We start from the raw sequence: 16,918 nt of genomic DNA on the forward strand, positions 1-16,918 counted from the left end.
GACTTTTTTAAAAACGGCTGCAAACAGATAACTGCTCAGCCGTTTTTTGTTAGACTAGCGATTCACTTTAAATGTTATTAAAAAATATATTATGACGGAAACTGCTCTGCCCCTTACCAAATCACCAAAACAAAAGCTATTTTCAGCGATTAAAACCATCTTGCTTTATGGCGTGATGTTTATCGTCATTTATAGCGTGGTCAATTGCTGGCGACAGCCGGTCATGCCTGCCAATCCGGAGCTTAGCCTAACCGATTATCAAGGTCAAACCGTTGATTTGGCAACTTTAAGCCAAGACCAACCGGTTTTGGTCTATTTTTGGGGAACGTGGTGTCCCGTTTGTAAAACCACCTCCCCTGCGGTCAACAGATTGAGCCAATCGAGCAACTATCCGGTGGTGACCGTTGCGGTGAAATCTGGCAGTAATCAAGAATTAGGCAGCTATTTATCACAACATAATTATCGCTTTACTACCATTAACGATGAAAATGGCAATATTTTTGATGATTGGCAAGGTCAGGTGACACCATCGTTTGTCATTTTAAAAGATGGCAAAATGAAACAAGGCTTAACCGGAATTCAGCCGGAATGGTCATTGAAACTTCGACTTTGGCTTAGCTCATTAGGTTAATCTTAAATGAGGTTTCGCCATTAAAAAACCGATTGAGCATTGCCAATCGGTTTTTATTTTAAAGCGTTTTTAAAACAAATATTAGCTTAAAAGGCTTGCTAACTCTTGATACTCTAACCCAAGCTCATCAGCAACAGCCTTATAAGTGACAAAACCTTTTGCAGTGTTGACGCCTTTGGCAAGCGCGCTATTGTCAAGGCAAGCTTGCTTAAAGCCTTTATTGGCAAGCGCCATCACGTAAGGCATGGTGACGTTGGTCAGCGCCATGGTTGACGTTCTTGGCACCGCGCCTGGGATGTTGGCGACCGCATAATGGATGATGCCGTGCTTGGTGTAAGTTGCGTCGTCGTGGGTGGTAATTCGATCGGTCGTTTCAAAAAGCCCGCCTTGGTCGATGGCAATGTCAATGACGACGCCACCCGGCTGCATGGATTTGATCATCTCCTCAGTCACAAGCTTTGGCGTTGCCGCGCCCGGAATCAACACCGCGCCGATGACCAAATCGCTGTCTTTGACGCTTTTGGCGATGTTTTCTTTGGTGGACATGAGCGTTTGAATGCTGCTACCAAACATTTCTGACAGCTCTTTTAAGCGCTGCGAGCTTAAGTCCAAAATGGTCACATCCGCACGAAGTCCAATGGCAATTTTGGCGGCTTCCGTTCCAGAAACGCCACCGCCAATGATGGTCACTTTACCCTTTTGAACGCCCGGAACGCCGCCTAATAAAATACCTTTGCCGCCATAAAACGACTGCAAATATTGAGCGCCAATTTGGGTACTCATTCGACCTGCAATCTCACTCATTGGGGTCAATAGCGGCAACGCGCCATTGCTCAATTGAACCGTTTCATAAGCGATTCCCGAAACCTTATTTTTTACCAACACTTTGGCAAGCTCAGGCTCAGCCGCCAAGTGCAGATAAGTAAACAAGACCAAATCTTCTTTTAAATATTGATATTCCGCGCTTTGCGGCTCTTTGACTTTGATGAGCAACTCGACATCCCAAGCTTCCGCCGCGCTATTGACAATGGTCGCGCCCGCGTTTTTATAGTCGTCATCGGTGAACTGCGATCCCATTCCGGCATCTTTTTCAACCAACACCGTATGACCGTTATCAACCAAGGCACTGACGCCATCAGGGGTCAGACCGACGCGATTTTCATTATTTTTAACTTCTTTTGGGATTCCGACTTTCATAATTTGCTCCTTGCAAAATGGTAGCTAACCTGTTGAAATTCTAAAAATTAACTTAAACTTAATAAAAATAGAAATTCTTAAAAGATTGGCATGATAAATTAAGCAGGTAATCCTGCTGATTATTTTAAAAAGTGGTAAATTTAAAAGGTGATAACTTTAAAAAGTGGTAAAAAGGTATTAAAAATTTGCTAATTCAGCAAATAAAGGCTTAACTAGGAAGTTGTAAATAGGCTTAATGCAATCGCTAATGCTTTATAAAGGCGAGCGACGCTATCCCAAAGCTTGAGATTGACGACTGGCGACATCATACAGGAAAAATACGCGCTCAAAGCGAGCATTGATAACCAAAAAGACGCTATCATTAAAAATAGTTTAAAATAAGTTACCATAATAATGGCGTGATGTTAAGCGTTTTAAAATCAGGTTTTGATAAAAGCGGATGTTTTTTGCGCCACTGATTGCGCGACTAAACTACCGTAACTCTTTTTACCCCAAGCAATTTGACATATAATATGCCGCGATATGATAATTTTTACTTAGGCGCTTTGAGGATCAATCGCGCCGCGCCTCACATTTTGGTCGATGCTTCTATTGACCTAATGACTGTTATTTTTTCTAGCGCTTGTTTGCACCCCTATTTTTCACTTAACTTAAAGAACTGCTTTTATGACTGACCAAAACGCTCAACATCCGACCGTCATCGACTATAAAGACACCTTAAACTTAGCTGATACCGCGTTCCCAATGCGCGCAAATTTGGCTCAGCGCGAGCCGGATTGGCTCAAAGCTTGGGAGGCGGACGACGTTTACGGCAAAATCCGGCAGGCACGAATCGGCGCGCCAAAATACATTTTGCATGATGGTCCTCCATACGCCAACGGTCAAATTCACTTAGGTCACGCGGTCAACAAGGTGCTCAAAGACATTATTGTCAAATCAAAAACGCTGTCAGGATTTGATGCGCCTTACGTCCCCGGTTGGGATTGTCACGGATTGCCGATTGAGCAAAAAGTGGAAGCCAAAGTTGGCAAAGTCGGTCAAAAAGTCTCCGCAACCGAGTTTCGCGGACTTTGCCGCGAGTATGCCAAAAGCCAAGTGGCGCTACAAATGGCGGACTTTAAGCGCTTAGGCGTCTTTGGTGATTGGGACAATCCATATTTGACGATGAATTTTAGCCAAGAGGCCAACATCGTTCGCGCCTTGGCTAAAATCTATGACAACGGTCACGTCACTCGCGGAATGAAGCCGGTCAACTGGTGCTTAGATTGTGGTTCAGCCTTAGCCGAAGCCGAAGTTGAATATCAAGATAAAGTATCGGATGCCATTTATGTGGGCTTTGATATTGTTGACGCAAAAAATATCAAAGCGTTCAATGGTGCGGATGATATTCAAGCAGTGATTTGGACAACAACGCCTTGGACACTTCCTGCGAACCAAGCCATTTCAGTGCATCCGGAGCACGATTATAGTATCGTTGCTACCGAAAAAGGTCATTTACTATTAGCAACTGACTTGGTTGATGCCGCATTAACCGCACTCAAACTTACCAACCAAGGCATAAAAGCTACCGTTTCCGGTCGTGACCTTGAAGGGCTCAAAGCTCAGCATCCACTTATTAACGAGCGTCAAGTTCCGCTGATTTTAGGCGATCACGTGACCACTGATAGCGGAACGGGATTGGTTCATACTGCGCCCGGTCATGGTTTAGACGACTATTTGGTTGGGCTAAAATACAACTTACCGGTTGAAAATCCAGTCAGCGGCAGCGGCGTTTATTTAGAATCGGCTGCCGTGTTTGCAGGCGAGCACATTTATAAAGCCAATCCAAAAATCATTGCAGCGCTTAATGACAGCGGTCATTTATTAAGCCACACGAGTATCGAGCACAGCTACCCGCACTGCTGGCGTCACAAATCGCCGATTATCTTTCGGGCAACGCCGCAGTGGTTTATCAGTATGGAAGCCAAAGGGCTTCGTGAGCGCGCACTGGGTGACATTCCAAAAGTCACTTGGACGCCAGCTTGGGGTCAAAACCGAATTGAGGCGATGATGAGCGGTCGCCCTGATTGGTGTATTTCACGCCAGCGAACTTGGGGCGTTCCCATTACCTTTTTCACTCATAAAGACACCGGCGAGTTGCACCCAAAAACGCTGGAACTCATGGAAATTGCCGCGAAAAAAATTGAGGCAGGCGGCGTTGAAGCTTGGTTTGATGCCAGTTGTGAAGACTTTTTGGGCGCGGAAGCAGCGAATTATGACAAAGCTACTGATACGCTAGACGTTTGGTTTGACTCAGGGACGACCCATTTTGCCGTTCTTGAACAGCGTGATGAGCTGACCAATCCTGCCGATATGTATTTAGAAGGCTCCGACCAACATCGCGGCTGGTTTCAAACCTCGCTGTTAACCTCAGAAGCCATGTACGAGCGACCCCCATTTAAACAAGTGCTGACCCATGGCTTTGTGGTCGATGAAAACGGTCGCAAAATGAGTAAATCACTTGGCAATATCATCACCCCGCAAGATGAAATTAACAAAACTGGCGCGGATATGCTCAGACTTTGGATCGCCTCAAGCGACTACCGCTATGAGATGAGCGCCGGCAAATCAGCGTTTAAAGGCGCGATTGACATGTATCGCCGAATCCGCAACACCTTGCGCTTTTTACTTGCCAATACCGATGACTTTGACCCCAGTACTGACAGCGTTCCGATGGATAAGCTCATCAGCCTTGACAAGTTTATCTTAAAGCGTGCAAGCGATGTTCAACAAGATATCGTTGCCGCTTATGACGCGATGGACTTTCACCAAGTCACCCAGCAAGTTACCGCGTTTTGCTCGCAGGATTTGGGCGGCTTTTATTTGGACATCATCAAAGACCGTCAGTACACCACCCAAACCGATGGCAACCCACGCCGCTCGGCACAAACGGCAATTTATCATATCGCTCAAGCGATGATTCGCTGGATTGCGCCGATTTTGACTTTTACCGCTCAAGAAGCTTGGGAAGTGCTCAAAGGCACGGACGGCTACGTGTTTACCCAAGAGTGGTACGAGTTCCCCGAGTTTCAGTTGAATGAGATTAGCAGTGACGATTGGCAATTTATCCTGCGGGCTAAAGAATTGGTCAATAAACACATTGAAACGGCGCGTGAAAATAAACTGATTAACGCCAACCTTTCAGCAAATGCCACCCTGTTTGCGGACGGTCAAATGTTCGATAGCCTTGCAAAATTGGGCGAAGAGCTGCGCTTTGTGCTTATCACCAGTGGCGCGGCGTTAAAACCCTTGAGCGAAAGCAATTTAGAAGCGGAAAAATCAAGCGATGAGGACAATGACTTAATCGTTGACATCACGGCCGCTCAAGGTGAAAAATGCGTTCGCTGCTGGCATATCCGCGAGGACATTGGCGCAGATCCAAGCCATCCTCAGCTTTGCGCCCGCTGCGTCACCAACGTGGCCGGATCAGGTGAGGAGCGCCATTATGCCTAACTCCAGCCCTCCAAATTCGCCGCGACCGACCAAGGATGATTTGGTAAAAACGGACGACGTTGTAAAAGCTAATGATGTTGAAACTAAATCGGTCGCGCAGGTCAGCAGGACTGAAACCTTAGCCCCTGCTCATGTGACCACAGGAAGCTCAACCACGCCAAAAAGTCGGCTTGCTAGATCCTCAAAGCTGGTGGCAAATGGTCGCGGGGCATTAACGTGGTATGGCGTGGCGTTGCTGGTGCTCATCATCGACCAAGCCACCAAATGGCTTGCCCAAACTAAGCTTACCTTTCATGAGCCGGTTGCAGTGATTGAGCCGGTGCTTAACTGGACGCTTGCGTATAACTACGGCGCGGCGTTTAGCTTTTTGGCGGACGCCGGCGGCTGGCAAAAGTGGTTTTTTGCAGGGCTTGCGCTCTTAATGGCACTATTTTTAAGCGCTTATTTGCCAAGAGTCCCAAAGCAGGCACGATTGTTATCACTAGGACTTGCGATGATGCTTGGCGGCGCGGTTGGTAACCTCATCGACCGCTTACTTCATGGTCATGTCATTGATTTTATTCACGTTCATTATTATGATGTTTGGCATTATCCCGTATTTAACGTTGCTGATATGGGTATTTGCTTTGGTGTGGCGCTTATCGTGATTGACATGTTATTTTTAGAAAATAAGCGTAAGGTGGGGAATTAATCTAAAAAATTGATCGGCAAAAGGAGTTTGATGATGACAAGAACAGACGATTTTGAAATCAGCTTAACGCTAAAAGATGACTTGGGAAATGAGCATCATGTCGCCCTTGCCGTGATCCAAGCCGACATCACCAAACTTCACGTTGATGCCATTGTCAACGCTGCCAATTCAAGCTTGCTTGGTGGCGGCGGCGTGGATGGGGCAATTCACCGCGCTGCTGGTCGACAATTGGTCGAGTATTGCCGAACGCTAAACGGCTGCAAAACGGGCGATGCCAAAATTAGCCCTGCCTTTAATTTGCCAAGCCGCTTTGTCATTCATACCGTAGGTCCCGTTTGGCACGGCGGCAACCAAAACGAGCCTGAACTATTGGCAAGCTGCTATCGGCGCTCGCTTGAGCTTGCTGCCCAAAACAATTTGCAAAGTATTGCATTTTCCGCCATTAGCACCGGCGTTTATGGCTTTCCAAAAGACAAAGCGGCACGCATTGCCGTTGATACCGTTCAAAAGTTTTTAAAAAATAGTATTGAGCAAGAACAAGACATTTCAGTAAACAAGGTGATATTTTGCTGTTTTTCAAGCTCAGATGCAGCGCTTTATCAAGCTATTTTAGCGAATATCGTGTCAGAGTAACTTTGAGGCTTACTGCGGTTTGACTAAAGCGATAACAGACCGCTTAGTTTGCCCTCGCCCAGCGTTAGTACAGCAAGCAATAATGCTAAATTTACCACGACGGTAAAATAATAAACCAAGCGAAACTCTGCCTTTTGCGATTTATGGCGCAAATAAGTTTGCGCCACCATCGCGCCAACCCAGCCCCCAAGCGCGCTTAAGACATGCAGCGTTGACTCAGGCGTTCGCCATTCCCCTTGCTGCGCTGCGGCTTTGTCTTTGGCGTAACTCAAATAAGTGATGACCCCCAAAACCAAATACCATCCCACAAAAAGCCAAGACAGCTTTGTGGTCGCTGCAAGTAATACCAAAACCCCATAAAACGCCGCCCCTAAAAACAGCCGCTTTTTTTGACCCGCTTCAAACTCCGCTTGCTGACTTTTTTGCTGGTTTCGGCGGCGGATTTGGGCATTTTTTTGGGCTATTTTTTCTTGAACAAAGCCAAGCTCTTGAATCTCACAAGCTTGCAGGCGACCTTGGTTATCGCGTTTGCTACCAAACACCACCTCATCACCAACTTTAGGTCGGCGTGGCGGCAAATACTCACTGATATGAAAAAACAGCTCATCATCACGACCTTGATCTTGAACTTTAATAAAGCCAAAACCTTTATGATCATCAAAGCGGACGATCACGCCTTGTTGTTTGTTCATCCTAATCTGCGACATGATAACGCCTTCAATCTTAGTGATCAGCTCACTACATTTAAAACTGCTGACAAAAATCAGGCTATGATACACCGATTGCGCGAAGTTTTGTTACATGTTTTTAACCGATTGGCGCTTACAGCTTCGCGCAATTGGCTTATCATGGTCAGTGATAAGCGAAAATCACTTTTACCCGTCTTGCAAATTTTTATTTTTTAAATGGCATTGATATGATCCCAACTGACTTTACCACGCCAAATGAAGACACTCGAATTGAGCACGGCAGTCAAGTGCTGCTGCATTTTGAAGTAGCGCTTGAAAATGGCACGGTGATCGACTCCACCTATCCGCGTCCTGATCCTGTCAGCCTGACTATCGGGGATGACAGCTTGCTGCCTGGATTTGAGCAGGTGCTCAATAACCTTCGAGCAGGCGACACGCGAACGGCGCTGTTGACCTCCGAGCAAGCGTTTGGCGAGTGGAATCCGGATAACATTCAGCATTTTAGCCCAGCGCAATTTGCTTTGGTTGCAACAAATCCTGAAGTTGGCATGATGATTGAATTTGAAGACAAAGGTAAAAACACCTTGCCCGGCGTGATTACGGCTATTGATGAAGACGGTATTGAGGTTGATTTTAATCATCCGCTTGCAGGTCAGTCGGTGCTCTTTAAAGTCACGATTTTTAAAGTGACCCCGCCCGGTGTCACGGGAATTCAGCTCATTTAATCTTAAAATTAATGATGCAACATTATGAGTAATAAAAAGGACATCTCATGCGCTATGAACGCTTGCCGCAGCTTGATACCAACGTTTCTAAAATTTGCTTGGGAACGATGACTTGGGGTCAGCAAAATACGGAAAATGACGCCCACGCTCAGATGGATTTGGCGCTTGATTTGGGGGTCAACTTTTGGGATACGGCGGAGATGTACCCCTCCCCGCCGGACAAAGACAAGCAGGGCACAACTGAGTGCTTTATGGGAAGTTGGCTTGCCAAAACCGGTCGCCGTGATGAGGTGGTGATTGCCAGTAAAATATCACCAATGTCGTTTTTACGCGGCGGTCAAACGCGGTTCAATAAAGACCATATTAAATCGGCCATCGATGACAATTTAAAACGGCTGCAAACCGATTATATTGATATTTATCAGCTGCATTGGCCGGAGCGGCAAGCCAATTTTTTTGGCAATCGTGGTTATGATGATCAAATGAGCGCTCAAGATTTAAGCGAATTAACGCCATTTTTAGAGACGATTTCGGCGCTTAATGATGAAATCAAGCAAGGTCGCATCCGCGCTTATGGCTTATCGAACGATACGGCTTGGGGCGTGATGCGCTACCTTTGGGAGGCTGAAAAAAATAATTTAATCGCGCCCATCACCATTCAAAATCCGTATAGCTTATTAAATCGTCTTTATGAAATCGGTCTTGCTGAAATCTCGCACCGCGAAAATATCGGGCTGCTTGCCTACTCGCCGCTTGGTTTTGGCGTATTGTCCGGCAAATACTTGGACGGCAAACGACCGAAAGGCGCGCGATTGTCACTTTATGACCGCTACGATCGTTATATTAATGAGGAAGCTAAACGTGCGACCCAAGCCTATGCCAAAATAGCTCAAGACTTTGATTTGGACATGGCGCAAATGGCGCTAGCGTTTGTGAACTCAGAACCCTTTGTCACCAGCAACATCATTGGCGCCACCACGCTTGATCAGTTAAAAAGCAACATTGACAGCATTAATCTTAACTTAAGTGATGAAGTTTTGGCGGCGATTGAAAGCGTTCATCAAAAAATTCCAAACCCATCGCCTTAATGGCAACAGATTTGGAATCCTGTTATCAAGCCGTAAGTAATCAAGCAGCAGGTTTTTAAAATCAGCGTTTAATAGCAAACGCTGATTCAAGGTTTTTTAAAGCATAAGTTTTAAAAGCCTATTTTTCTAGCAGCTCAAGTCCAGCATCGCTTAGCACTCGCGAATGTAAATCGGCAAGACCGTCTTGCAAGCGTTGCTGCAATAAATTGGTCAGCTCGCTTTTGGTTTTGCCATCAGGGGTGATCGGCTCAAGCGGCAACACGTAAGCGCAAACATCACGGCTGTCCAAAACACGCTTGATGCTCTCTTTCATGGTAAGCTTACCAAAATACGGCAGCTCACTGCTTAGCGTGCCATCCTTATTGACGTAAGCAATAACCAAAGGTCGGATGGGAACGCCAGCATCAATCGCCGATTGCAAAAGCGTGCCATGAATGCGCTTGATTTTTTTACCGCTGGTGGTCGTTGCCTCCGGAAAAAAGATGATCGAAAACCCATCTTTTAAAAAATTGGCAATCTGATTGGCAACGGAACCGGCATCACCTGAACCGCGCTCAATAAATAATGTTCCGCCAGCTTTAGCCAGCTTACCAAAGATTGGCCACTCACCAATTTCAGCTTTGGATAAGAAAAACGCGGGGCTGACCGTTCCCACCACCGGAATGTCCATCCACGAGATATGGTTTGACACCCAAAGCCCGTGGTACTGCGGGACACGCTCAACTTGGACGACTTTGACGCCAAAAGAGCTTGCCATTTTTTGGCAAAAGGTCTGAATATAGCGCGGCAATTGCTCACGCGGCGGTTCTTGAAAAGCACCAATTTTTTTAGCCGCTCGGATGCCGCCGGCAATGGTGGAGGTCATCCCAGCGATTTGCTTGCCGCGACCTAATTGTCGCCGGATAGAAAACTTGGACTTAAGCAGGCTCATGATTGATCCTTAATGGTCATTTTTTATCCCTTCATTTATGGTTATGGCGATTTAGTATAGCAAAATTTTAAATGGGCGTAAGGGTTTGTTGATCGCTCAAAACAGCAATTGCATAAAGATAATCTGGGAGCAATTTTAGCAAAATGCTTTAATCTTGCTGATTTGCCCTTATATTATAGTCATTGGGGGTTGCCGCTAATTTTGCCTGATCGCACAACTTGCTAAAATGTGGTAATCCCTCAAATTATAACTGATAACAATTTAACTATAGGTGAGACTCTTTGGAATATTTTGAACGATATGAAGGTGGCGAGCGCGCCATTTTGGTACATTTGGACATTCGCCAATTGCAGGACCCTGATGACTTAAATGAGTTTGAGCTGCTCGTTGATTCAGCAGGCGCTGAGCGTTTGGCGCTCGTTGGCGGCTCTCGGCTCAAGCCTGATGCCAAATATTTTGTCGGCGCAGGGAAGGCAGAAGAAATCGCGGAATTGGTTCGCGAGTATGACGCCGATATTGTGATTTTTAACCACAGCTTATCACCCTCGCAAGAGCGCAACCTTGAGCGCTTAGTTCAATGCCGCGTTCTTGACAGAACGGGGCTGATTTTAGATATTTTTGCTCAGCGTGCGCGAACGTATGAAGGTAAACTTCAAGTTGAGCTTGCTCAGTTAAACCATTTATCAACGCGATTGGTTCGCGGCTGGACGCATTTGGAGCGCCAAAAAGGCGGTATCGGGCTTCGAGGACCAGGGGAGACTCAGCTTGAAACGGATCGCCGACTTTTGCAAGTCCGCGTCAGCCAGCTTAAAGCCCGCCTTGCTAAAGTTAAGCAAACCCGCGCTCAAGGTCGCGCCCAGCGCCAAAAATCGGACGTTCCGACCATCTCTTTGGTGGGATACACCAACGCTGGCAAATCAACCTTATTTAACCGCTTGGTTGATGAAAATATTTATGCCGCCGACCAATTATTTGCAACCCTTGACCCAACGCTGCGTCGCTTGGACTGGCAAGGCGTGGGTCGCGTGGTGCTTGTCGATACGGTCGGCTTTGTTCGCCATTTGCCGCATGAGTTGGTTGAGTCATTTCATGCCACCCTTGAGGAAACGCTTGAGGCAGATTTGTTGCTTCATGTGATTAATTCGGCAAGCGAGGACATGCACGAGCAAATCGAGGCAGTAAAAGCAGTGCTTGCTGAGATTAATAATAACGTTCCGGTGTTAAATGTCTTTAACAAGATTGATTTGAGCGGTGAGCCTGCCCACATTGGTTACGCATCCGAAGGCGTTCCAAACCGCGTTTATGTCTCAGCGCAGAAAAACTTAGGCATTGAAGAATTGTCCCTTGCCGTTCAGCAACTGCTTACAGGAGCGCTGACGACCTTTGATCTAACTTTGCCCTATCATGCCGGTCAGCTTAAAAATGCCCTTTATGAGCTTGGGGTGATTCAAAATGAAAGCTATGATGATTCGGGTCATGAATGTCTGCAAATTCGCCTGCCAAGCGATAAGCTCAAGCAGCTTTTGGGTCAAGCTGGATTGTCACCGCGTGACGTGTTGCCCGAAGCTCAGGCAACGTTACTCATGCCGGTGCTTGAGCCGTTTGAGCAAGCGCTGATCGCCGCTGAAACGTCAAATGAAACTTTTGATAACGCTATAGATAGCCTTGAAGATTTAGAAGATTAATTCTAAAGGGGGCATACCTATTTGACCTCAGTCACGATACCATTTTAGCTTTTGCCACGCGCTCAGTAACCATCCCAATCGGTCTGAGTGCGGCAAGTTTAGTTCAAGCACCTTTAGCCCTTGCCAACCTCGTTATTATCATTTCAGGATTGACGGTCGCGATCTTTGCTCGAATTTTGTTTATAAATATCTCTGACAATTGCGATAAAGGATTAGCGTTAATGCTTGTCGCTCACGCATTTAGAACGCTTAAAGCTTAACAAATAAGCCCAATCGCCGATCGCTACTCTGCCTTTGATTTTACCGTTAATGGCTTATTAGCCACCGTTTGCGCTTCCATCTTTGTCAGTGCCTTTCGCATCTAGCACATGATTTTTTCAATCTATCCTTTCTCTGATTTTCATTTGGGCAGCCTTGCTATCAGCTGATAGCAATCTTTTGCGCCTTTTTTTAAGTACTAATTTATTTTCTTTTTTGTTATATTCACTTTTAGCCATCTAAGTGTTACTAATTTTCAGCAAAGTAATATTTTGATTTGGTTAATTTTTTTAACAAAACTACCCTACAATATTAGGATTAAGATAGGGAAAAATATTTTTTTATGATATAGTAAGCAACTATTATCTTTTGTATCTTTTACCATGATGTTTCGTGATTAATGTCGTTTATTCTTAATAACGATGACTCTTGATTTACGCCTTAATTTAGCCCTGTCTTTTTTTCTAGGGCAAAGGGCGATAATTTGATAAAAAGTGATATTTTTATGATAACTGTTGCTCCACTTTTCCGCCGCTATTTGCCCTCAGCTTTGATGAGCGGTATGATTTTAGCGACCGCTGCCACCAGCTCTCAAGCCGCTAACATAAACTTCTATAAAAATAGAAGTGGACAAACATTGATCACTAACAGTGATAATCCCCAAGGTAGTTTTTCTGATTTTAATAGAAAAGTAAAAACGACCTATTATAAAGATTCTATTGCTCAAAAAGCGACTTTCACCAGCAATTACAACCCCACTTACACGCCATCGACCAGTTCTGGAAGTCGTAGCACTTATGACTCGTATATTGTTGCGTCCGCTGGGCGTCACGGCGTTGATCCGGCGCTATTAAAAGCGATGATGCACACTGAATCTGCTTTTAATCCCAACGCCCGATCTCCTGTAGGCGCTCAAGGATTAATGCAGTTAATGCCCGCCACCGCGCGCCGCTTTTCAGTAAGCAATCCTTGGAACCCTGCTGAAAATATTGAAGGCTCAGCGAAATATTTAGCTTGGCTTTTGCGCAAATTTAATAACAAAGTCGAATTTGCAGTTGCAGGCTATAACGCTGGCGAAGGCAATGTGATGAAATACGGCGGCATTCCCCCCTTCAAAGAGACGCGCAATTATGTTCAGCGCGTCATGAGCCGCTATAACACCATTTATAAAAACGATGCAGGGCTGTTTGCTAACAATTCGCGCTCATCAAACTCTGGAAGCTATTCAGCAACGCCCGTCAGCTATGCCACCAGCAGCAATAGCGCCAGTTATGCCAATGCCGCTTATAACGCCCTTCGTTAAATCTTGATTTATATCACTTGCTTTTATTGAATAGAAATAAAAAAGCCCCTCTTAATAAGATGGGCTTTTTTTGCGAATTATTTATTGCTAATTACTTATTGCTAATAAGCAATAAATTGCCATTCATTACTGATTGGCAGAAGCTTGAGCTGCTGCAACTTCAGCTGCAAAGTCTTCTTGTTTTTTCTCGATGCCTTCGCCAACTTCAAGACGTTTAAAGCCAAGAACTTTAACACCTTCTGCTTTTAATACGTCGCCAACTTTTTTGTCGTTGTCCATAACGTAAGGCTGACGAAGTAAAGTTACTTCATCAAGATATTTACGCAGACCGCCTTCGATCATTTTTTCTACGATATTGTCAGGCTTGCCAGACTCACGAGCTTTGGCTTCGATGATGTCTTTTTCGCGCGCCAATACGTCCGCAGCAACGTCGTTGTCATCAACCGCAACAGGGTTAAATGCGGCAATGTGCATGGCAAGGTTTTTGCCAGTTTCAGCACTGCCACCTTCGTAAGAAACCACTACACCAATGCGCAAACCGTGACGGTAAGCAGCTAGGTTGTCGCCTTCAATGGTTTCAACGCGGCGAACTTGGATGTTTTCACCGATTTTTTGAACCAAAGCCACGCGGGCTTCTTCAACGCTTTGACCATCGCCGTAAGGAAGTTCAGCGATTTTAGCCACATCAGTTGTGCCGTTTTCTAGGGCAAGGTTGGCAACTTTTTCAGCAAACGTGGTGAAGTTGTCGTCTTTTGCAACAAAGTCAGTTTGGCAGTTGACTTCAACCAATACCGCTTTACCACCTTGTTGGGCGATGATGATCGCGCCGTCAGCCGCGATGTTGCCCGCTTTTTTGGCAGCTTTTGCTTGACCTGATTTACGCAAGTTGTCGATGGCAAGCTCGATATCACCGTTTGACTCTTCAAGGGCTTTTTTGCATTCCATCATGCCAAGACCGGTGCGGTCACGAAGCTCTTTTACCATTTTGGCAGTTACTTGTGCCATAAAAATTACCTCAATATCAAAATGAGTTGCTTAAATTAAAAAGGAAAACAAGAAGGCATGACGAGAGATCCTACATCATGCCTAAGCTTGCTAAAACGCCTTAAACTTAAACGCGTTTATCGAAATGACAATTAAGACTCAGCTTGTTCTTCAGCTGGAGCATCAACGGCTTGCGATGCGTCATCGTTTTGAGCTTGCTCAGGAGCCGCTCCTGATTGAGTTTGCGCGTACTCTTTTCCTGCAATGATGGCGTCAGCTACAGCAGTCACGTACAAGCTTACAGCACGGATTGCGTCGTCGTTTGCTGGAATGACGTAATCAACATTGTCTGGGTTTGAGTTGGTATCAACGATACCAATCACAGGAATGCCCAAGTTTTTAGCTTCTTTGATAGCGATTGCTTCGTGATCTACGTCAACCACAAAGATTGCATCAGGAAGACCGCCCATGTCTTTGATACCACCCAGTGAGCGCTCAAGTTTTTCCATATCGCGGGTACGCTCTAGCGCTTCACGCTTGGTAAGCTTAGCAAAAGTGCCATCTTCTGCTTGTTTTTCAAGCTCTTTTAGACGGTTGATTGACTGGCGAAGGGTTTTCCAGTTGGTCAACATCCCGCCAAGCCAGCGATGATCAACATAAGGCATGCCAGCGCGAGCAGCTTGCTCACGGATGATACCGCTTGCCGCACGTTTAGTACCTACAAAAAGCACTTTATTCTTTTTTGATGCCAAGTTGTTCACGTAGTTAAGCGCTTCGTTAAACGCTTTTACGGTGTGCTCAAGGTTGATGATGTGAATTTTGTTGCGAGCGCCAAAAATGTAAGGTCCCATTTTTGGGTTCCAAAAGCGAGTTTGGTGACCGAAGTGAGCGCCAGCTTGCAATAGATCGCGCATTGAAACTTGAGTTGGGTTTTGATTTGCCATAAAGGTGTCCTGATGGTTGGGTTATGCCTCCACATCACAAAACCTGCCGATTTGATCACACGCATTTGTCTTAACTAAGTTGAGCAGACAAATTAATCAAGTGATCAAACACCCAGCAGCTTTTTGCCGTGATGTGTGTGTCATTGGTTGAAAATTAATGCATTATTTTCATTCAAAAATAATTGCTCGATATTTTATCATAAACGCAGCGGTAAGCTCCAGCGATATTGTTAATATGGTGCTTTTCATTGCAATAACAAGTCGTAATCGTGGTATTAGCGCTCACTTGTAATTGACTTTTAAGCTAACGCCACGCGATTACGCAATACAAATGCCAACGACTGCTTGATAACCGCGCCAATTAATGGGCGTGATATAGCTTTGGCGCTCTTTTGGTAAAAACGTATTGCTTGGGGCGCCATCGACAATCTTTGGCGGCGCAATGATAAAATGAGGACCAAATTCAGTTCGCGCGTTTCCTGAGATGGTGTTTGCCATCTCCCCAAGCAAGTCTTTCATCATGGTCAATGAATTGTCCGGCTCTCGCATCACACTTAGCACCTCGCGCAGCATCATGGTCGGGGCGCTGACATAAACGTAACCCTCAAGCGGTCCCGAAATTTTGATGATGCCGCTGTAATCAAAGCCAACTGAGTTTTTATTGCTGTGCAAATAAGGCGTGTCGATCGCCACCGGCGAGTCATCAATTTGAGCAAAAAAGTCGCTGATTGAGCTTAAAAACACCTCTAACTTTTCTACTTTTACCATACGTAATCTCTTTTAAATCTTAGCGATTGTTGTTTTCATCACAAAAATTAGTCTTGTAAACAAACCACGATTTCGCCCAATTGATGTTGCCATGTGACCGGAATGATAAAGGAGCGCTCATTTTTAGGCAAAATGATGCTTTGCGGCGCGCCTTTAAATACGATGGGCACTGAGATATGAAACATCGACCCGAACTCTTTGCGCGCATTTCCTGAGATGGTGTTTGCAACCTCGCCGGTCAAATCAATTAAATTGTCTTCGCCTTGGTCGCTTTCACCCATGCTGTCTAAAATTCGCGACAGCAGCGGCGTGGTGGCTGTAAAATAAACCACGCCTTTTTGAGCGCCTGAGATGCCAATCACGCCGGTATAATCATGGACTTGCGGCTGTTTATTTTCTAACAAATATGGGGTATCGACCACCAATTCATCTTCGCCAAAAAGACCGAAATAATTGCTAATGATGTCAACAAAGACTTGTAATTTTTGTTCTTTCATAATGTCCCTACTGTGATTATTTTGGCGAATTAATCTTGAACCAGCTCATAAAGCGCTTCAACCAACTCTTCTTCTGAAAATGGCTTACATAAAAAGCCGCTTGCGCCAAGTGATAATGCTTCAATACCTGTGGCTTTATCTGACAATGCCGAAACCACCAAAATTCTCACCTCAGGGTCAATGGCAATAATTTTTTCGATACATTCAAGACCATCCATTTCAGGCATGGTCAAATCCATCGTAATCACATTTGGGCGATGGGTGTTAAATTTTTCAAGGGCGCTGACGCCGCTGGTAGCGGTGGCAACCAGCATAAATTGTCCTGAATCATAAGCGCGCTGAATGCGGTTGCGAATGATATTGGAGTCATCAACAATCATTAGTTTATGCATGATGGTTTGT

The 16,918-nt window shown here is 45.4% G+C and carries 17 protein-coding genes; 9 read left to right on the forward strand and 8 right to left on the reverse strand.

Going from position 1 to position 16,918, the window contains the following annotated elements; all coding sequences use genetic code 11:
- The first annotated feature begins 91 nt into the window (after positions 1–91).
- Positions 92–631 carry a protein disulfide oxidoreductase gene (locus HF322_RS04075; RefSeq protein ID WP_169392130.1) on the forward strand — a complete coding sequence of 180 codons (540 nt, stop codon included), beginning with the start codon at positions 92–94 and terminating at the stop codon, positions 629–631.
- An 81-nt stretch (positions 632–712) separates the two neighbouring features.
- Here the strand turns inward: HF322_RS04075 and ald are convergent, their stop codons facing one another.
- Entirely contained in the window at positions 713–1,828 is a 1,116-nt protein-coding gene (ald, locus tag HF322_RS04080; protein WP_169392131.1) for an alanine dehydrogenase, read from the reverse strand.
- 666 nt (positions 1,829–2,494) lie between these two features.
- On the opposite strand from ald, the gene ileS reads away from it, so the two are divergent.
- Genes ileS through HF322_RS04095 form a run of 3 tightly spaced genes read left to right on the forward strand, consistent with a single transcriptional unit; the run spans position 2,495 to position 6,644 of the window.
- Entirely contained in the window at positions 2,495–5,320 is a 2,826-nt protein-coding gene (ileS, locus tag HF322_RS04085) for an isoleucine--tRNA ligase (RefSeq protein WP_169392132.1), read from the forward strand.
- Complete coding sequence (gene lspA, locus HF322_RS04090) at positions 5,313–6,011, forward strand: signal peptidase II (protein WP_169392133.1); 699 nt, start codon at positions 5,313–5,315, stop codon at positions 6,009–6,011. Before ileS ends, lspA begins: the two co-directional genes overlap by 8 nt.
- A gap of 33 nt (positions 6,012–6,044) precedes the next feature.
- Entirely contained in the window at positions 6,045–6,644 is a 600-nt protein-coding gene (locus HF322_RS04095) for an O-acetyl-ADP-ribose deacetylase (RefSeq protein ID WP_169392134.1), read from the forward strand.
- 23 nt (positions 6,645–6,667) lie between these two features.
- Here the strand turns inward: HF322_RS04095 and HF322_RS04100 are convergent, their stop codons facing one another.
- Positions 6,668–7,351: a cold shock and DUF1294 domain-containing protein gene (locus HF322_RS04100; protein ID WP_169392135.1), complete on the reverse strand. Its 684-nt coding sequence runs from the start codon at positions 7,349–7,351 to the stop codon at positions 6,668–6,670.
- A gap of 209 nt (positions 7,352–7,560) precedes the next feature.
- On the opposite strand from HF322_RS04100, the gene fkpB reads away from it, so the two are divergent.
- Complete coding sequence (gene fkpB / locus HF322_RS04105; RefSeq protein ID WP_169392136.1) at positions 7,561–8,058, forward strand: FKBP-type peptidyl-prolyl cis-trans isomerase; 498 nt, start codon at positions 7,561–7,563, stop codon at positions 8,056–8,058.
- Between the two features lie 47 nt (positions 8,059–8,105).
- Positions 8,106–9,146, forward strand: a complete 1,041-nt coding sequence (locus HF322_RS04110; protein ID WP_169392137.1) for an NADP(H)-dependent aldo-keto reductase — start codon at positions 8,106–8,108, stop codon at positions 9,144–9,146.
- Between the two features lie 118 nt (positions 9,147–9,264).
- On the opposite strand, the gene HF322_RS04115 is transcribed toward HF322_RS04110, so the two are convergent.
- Positions 9,265–10,077: a 1-acyl-sn-glycerol-3-phosphate acyltransferase gene (locus HF322_RS04115; RefSeq protein ID WP_169392138.1), complete on the reverse strand. Its 813-nt coding sequence runs from the start codon at positions 10,075–10,077 to the stop codon at positions 9,265–9,267.
- A 281-nt stretch (positions 10,078–10,358) separates the two neighbouring features.
- Between HF322_RS04115 and hflX the strand changes: the two genes are divergently transcribed.
- From hflX to HF322_RS04130, 3 genes are all read left to right on the forward strand, one after another.
- Positions 10,359–11,762 (forward strand): ribosome rescue GTPase HflX, encoded by a 1,404-nt coding sequence (hflX, locus tag HF322_RS04120; RefSeq protein ID WP_169392139.1) that lies wholly within the window; start codon positions 10,359–10,361, stop codon positions 11,760–11,762.
- Positions 11,762–12,022, forward strand: a complete 261-nt coding sequence (locus HF322_RS11775; RefSeq protein WP_169392301.1) for an LrgB family protein — start codon at positions 11,762–11,764, stop codon at positions 12,020–12,022. Before hflX ends, HF322_RS11775 begins: the two co-directional genes overlap by 1 nt.
- A gap of 503 nt (positions 12,023–12,525) precedes the next feature.
- Complete coding sequence (locus tag HF322_RS04130) at positions 12,526–13,323, forward strand: lytic transglycosylase domain-containing protein (protein WP_169392140.1); 798 nt, start codon at positions 12,526–12,528, stop codon at positions 13,321–13,323.
- A 126-nt stretch (positions 13,324–13,449) separates the two neighbouring features.
- On the opposite strand, the gene tsf is transcribed toward HF322_RS04130, so the two are convergent.
- From tsf to HF322_RS04155, 5 genes are all read right to left on the reverse strand, one after another.
- On the reverse strand, positions 13,450–14,328 hold the full coding sequence (gene tsf / locus HF322_RS04135; protein WP_188211218.1) for a translation elongation factor Ts: 879 nt from the start codon (positions 14,326–14,328) through the stop codon (positions 13,450–13,452).
- 131 nt (positions 14,329–14,459) lie between these two features.
- Positions 14,460–15,251, reverse strand: a complete 792-nt coding sequence (gene rpsB, locus HF322_RS04140) for a 30S ribosomal protein S2 (protein ID WP_169392141.1) — start codon at positions 15,249–15,251, stop codon at positions 14,460–14,462.
- Positions 15,252–15,569: 318 nt separating this feature from the next.
- Positions 15,570–16,019 (reverse strand): chemotaxis protein CheX, encoded by a 450-nt coding sequence (locus HF322_RS04145; protein WP_169392142.1) that lies wholly within the window; start codon positions 16,017–16,019, stop codon positions 15,570–15,572.
- A gap of 47 nt (positions 16,020–16,066) precedes the next feature.
- Complete coding sequence (locus HF322_RS04150) at positions 16,067–16,516, reverse strand: chemotaxis protein CheX (protein WP_169392143.1); 450 nt, start codon at positions 16,514–16,516, stop codon at positions 16,067–16,069.
- A 29-nt stretch (positions 16,517–16,545) separates the two neighbouring features.
- The gene (locus HF322_RS04155; RefSeq protein ID WP_169392144.1) at positions 16,546–16,908 is read right to left on the reverse strand and encodes a response regulator; all 363 of its coding nucleotides are present in this window, start codon (positions 16,906–16,908) and stop codon (positions 16,546–16,548) included.
- Between the last annotated feature and the right edge of the window lie 10 nt (positions 16,909–16,918).

It is taken from the genome of Psychrobacter sp. MF31, from assembly GCF_012847335.1.
In the GTDB taxonomy this organism is placed as follows: Bacteria; Pseudomonadota; Gammaproteobacteria; order Pseudomonadales; family Moraxellaceae; genus Psychrobacter.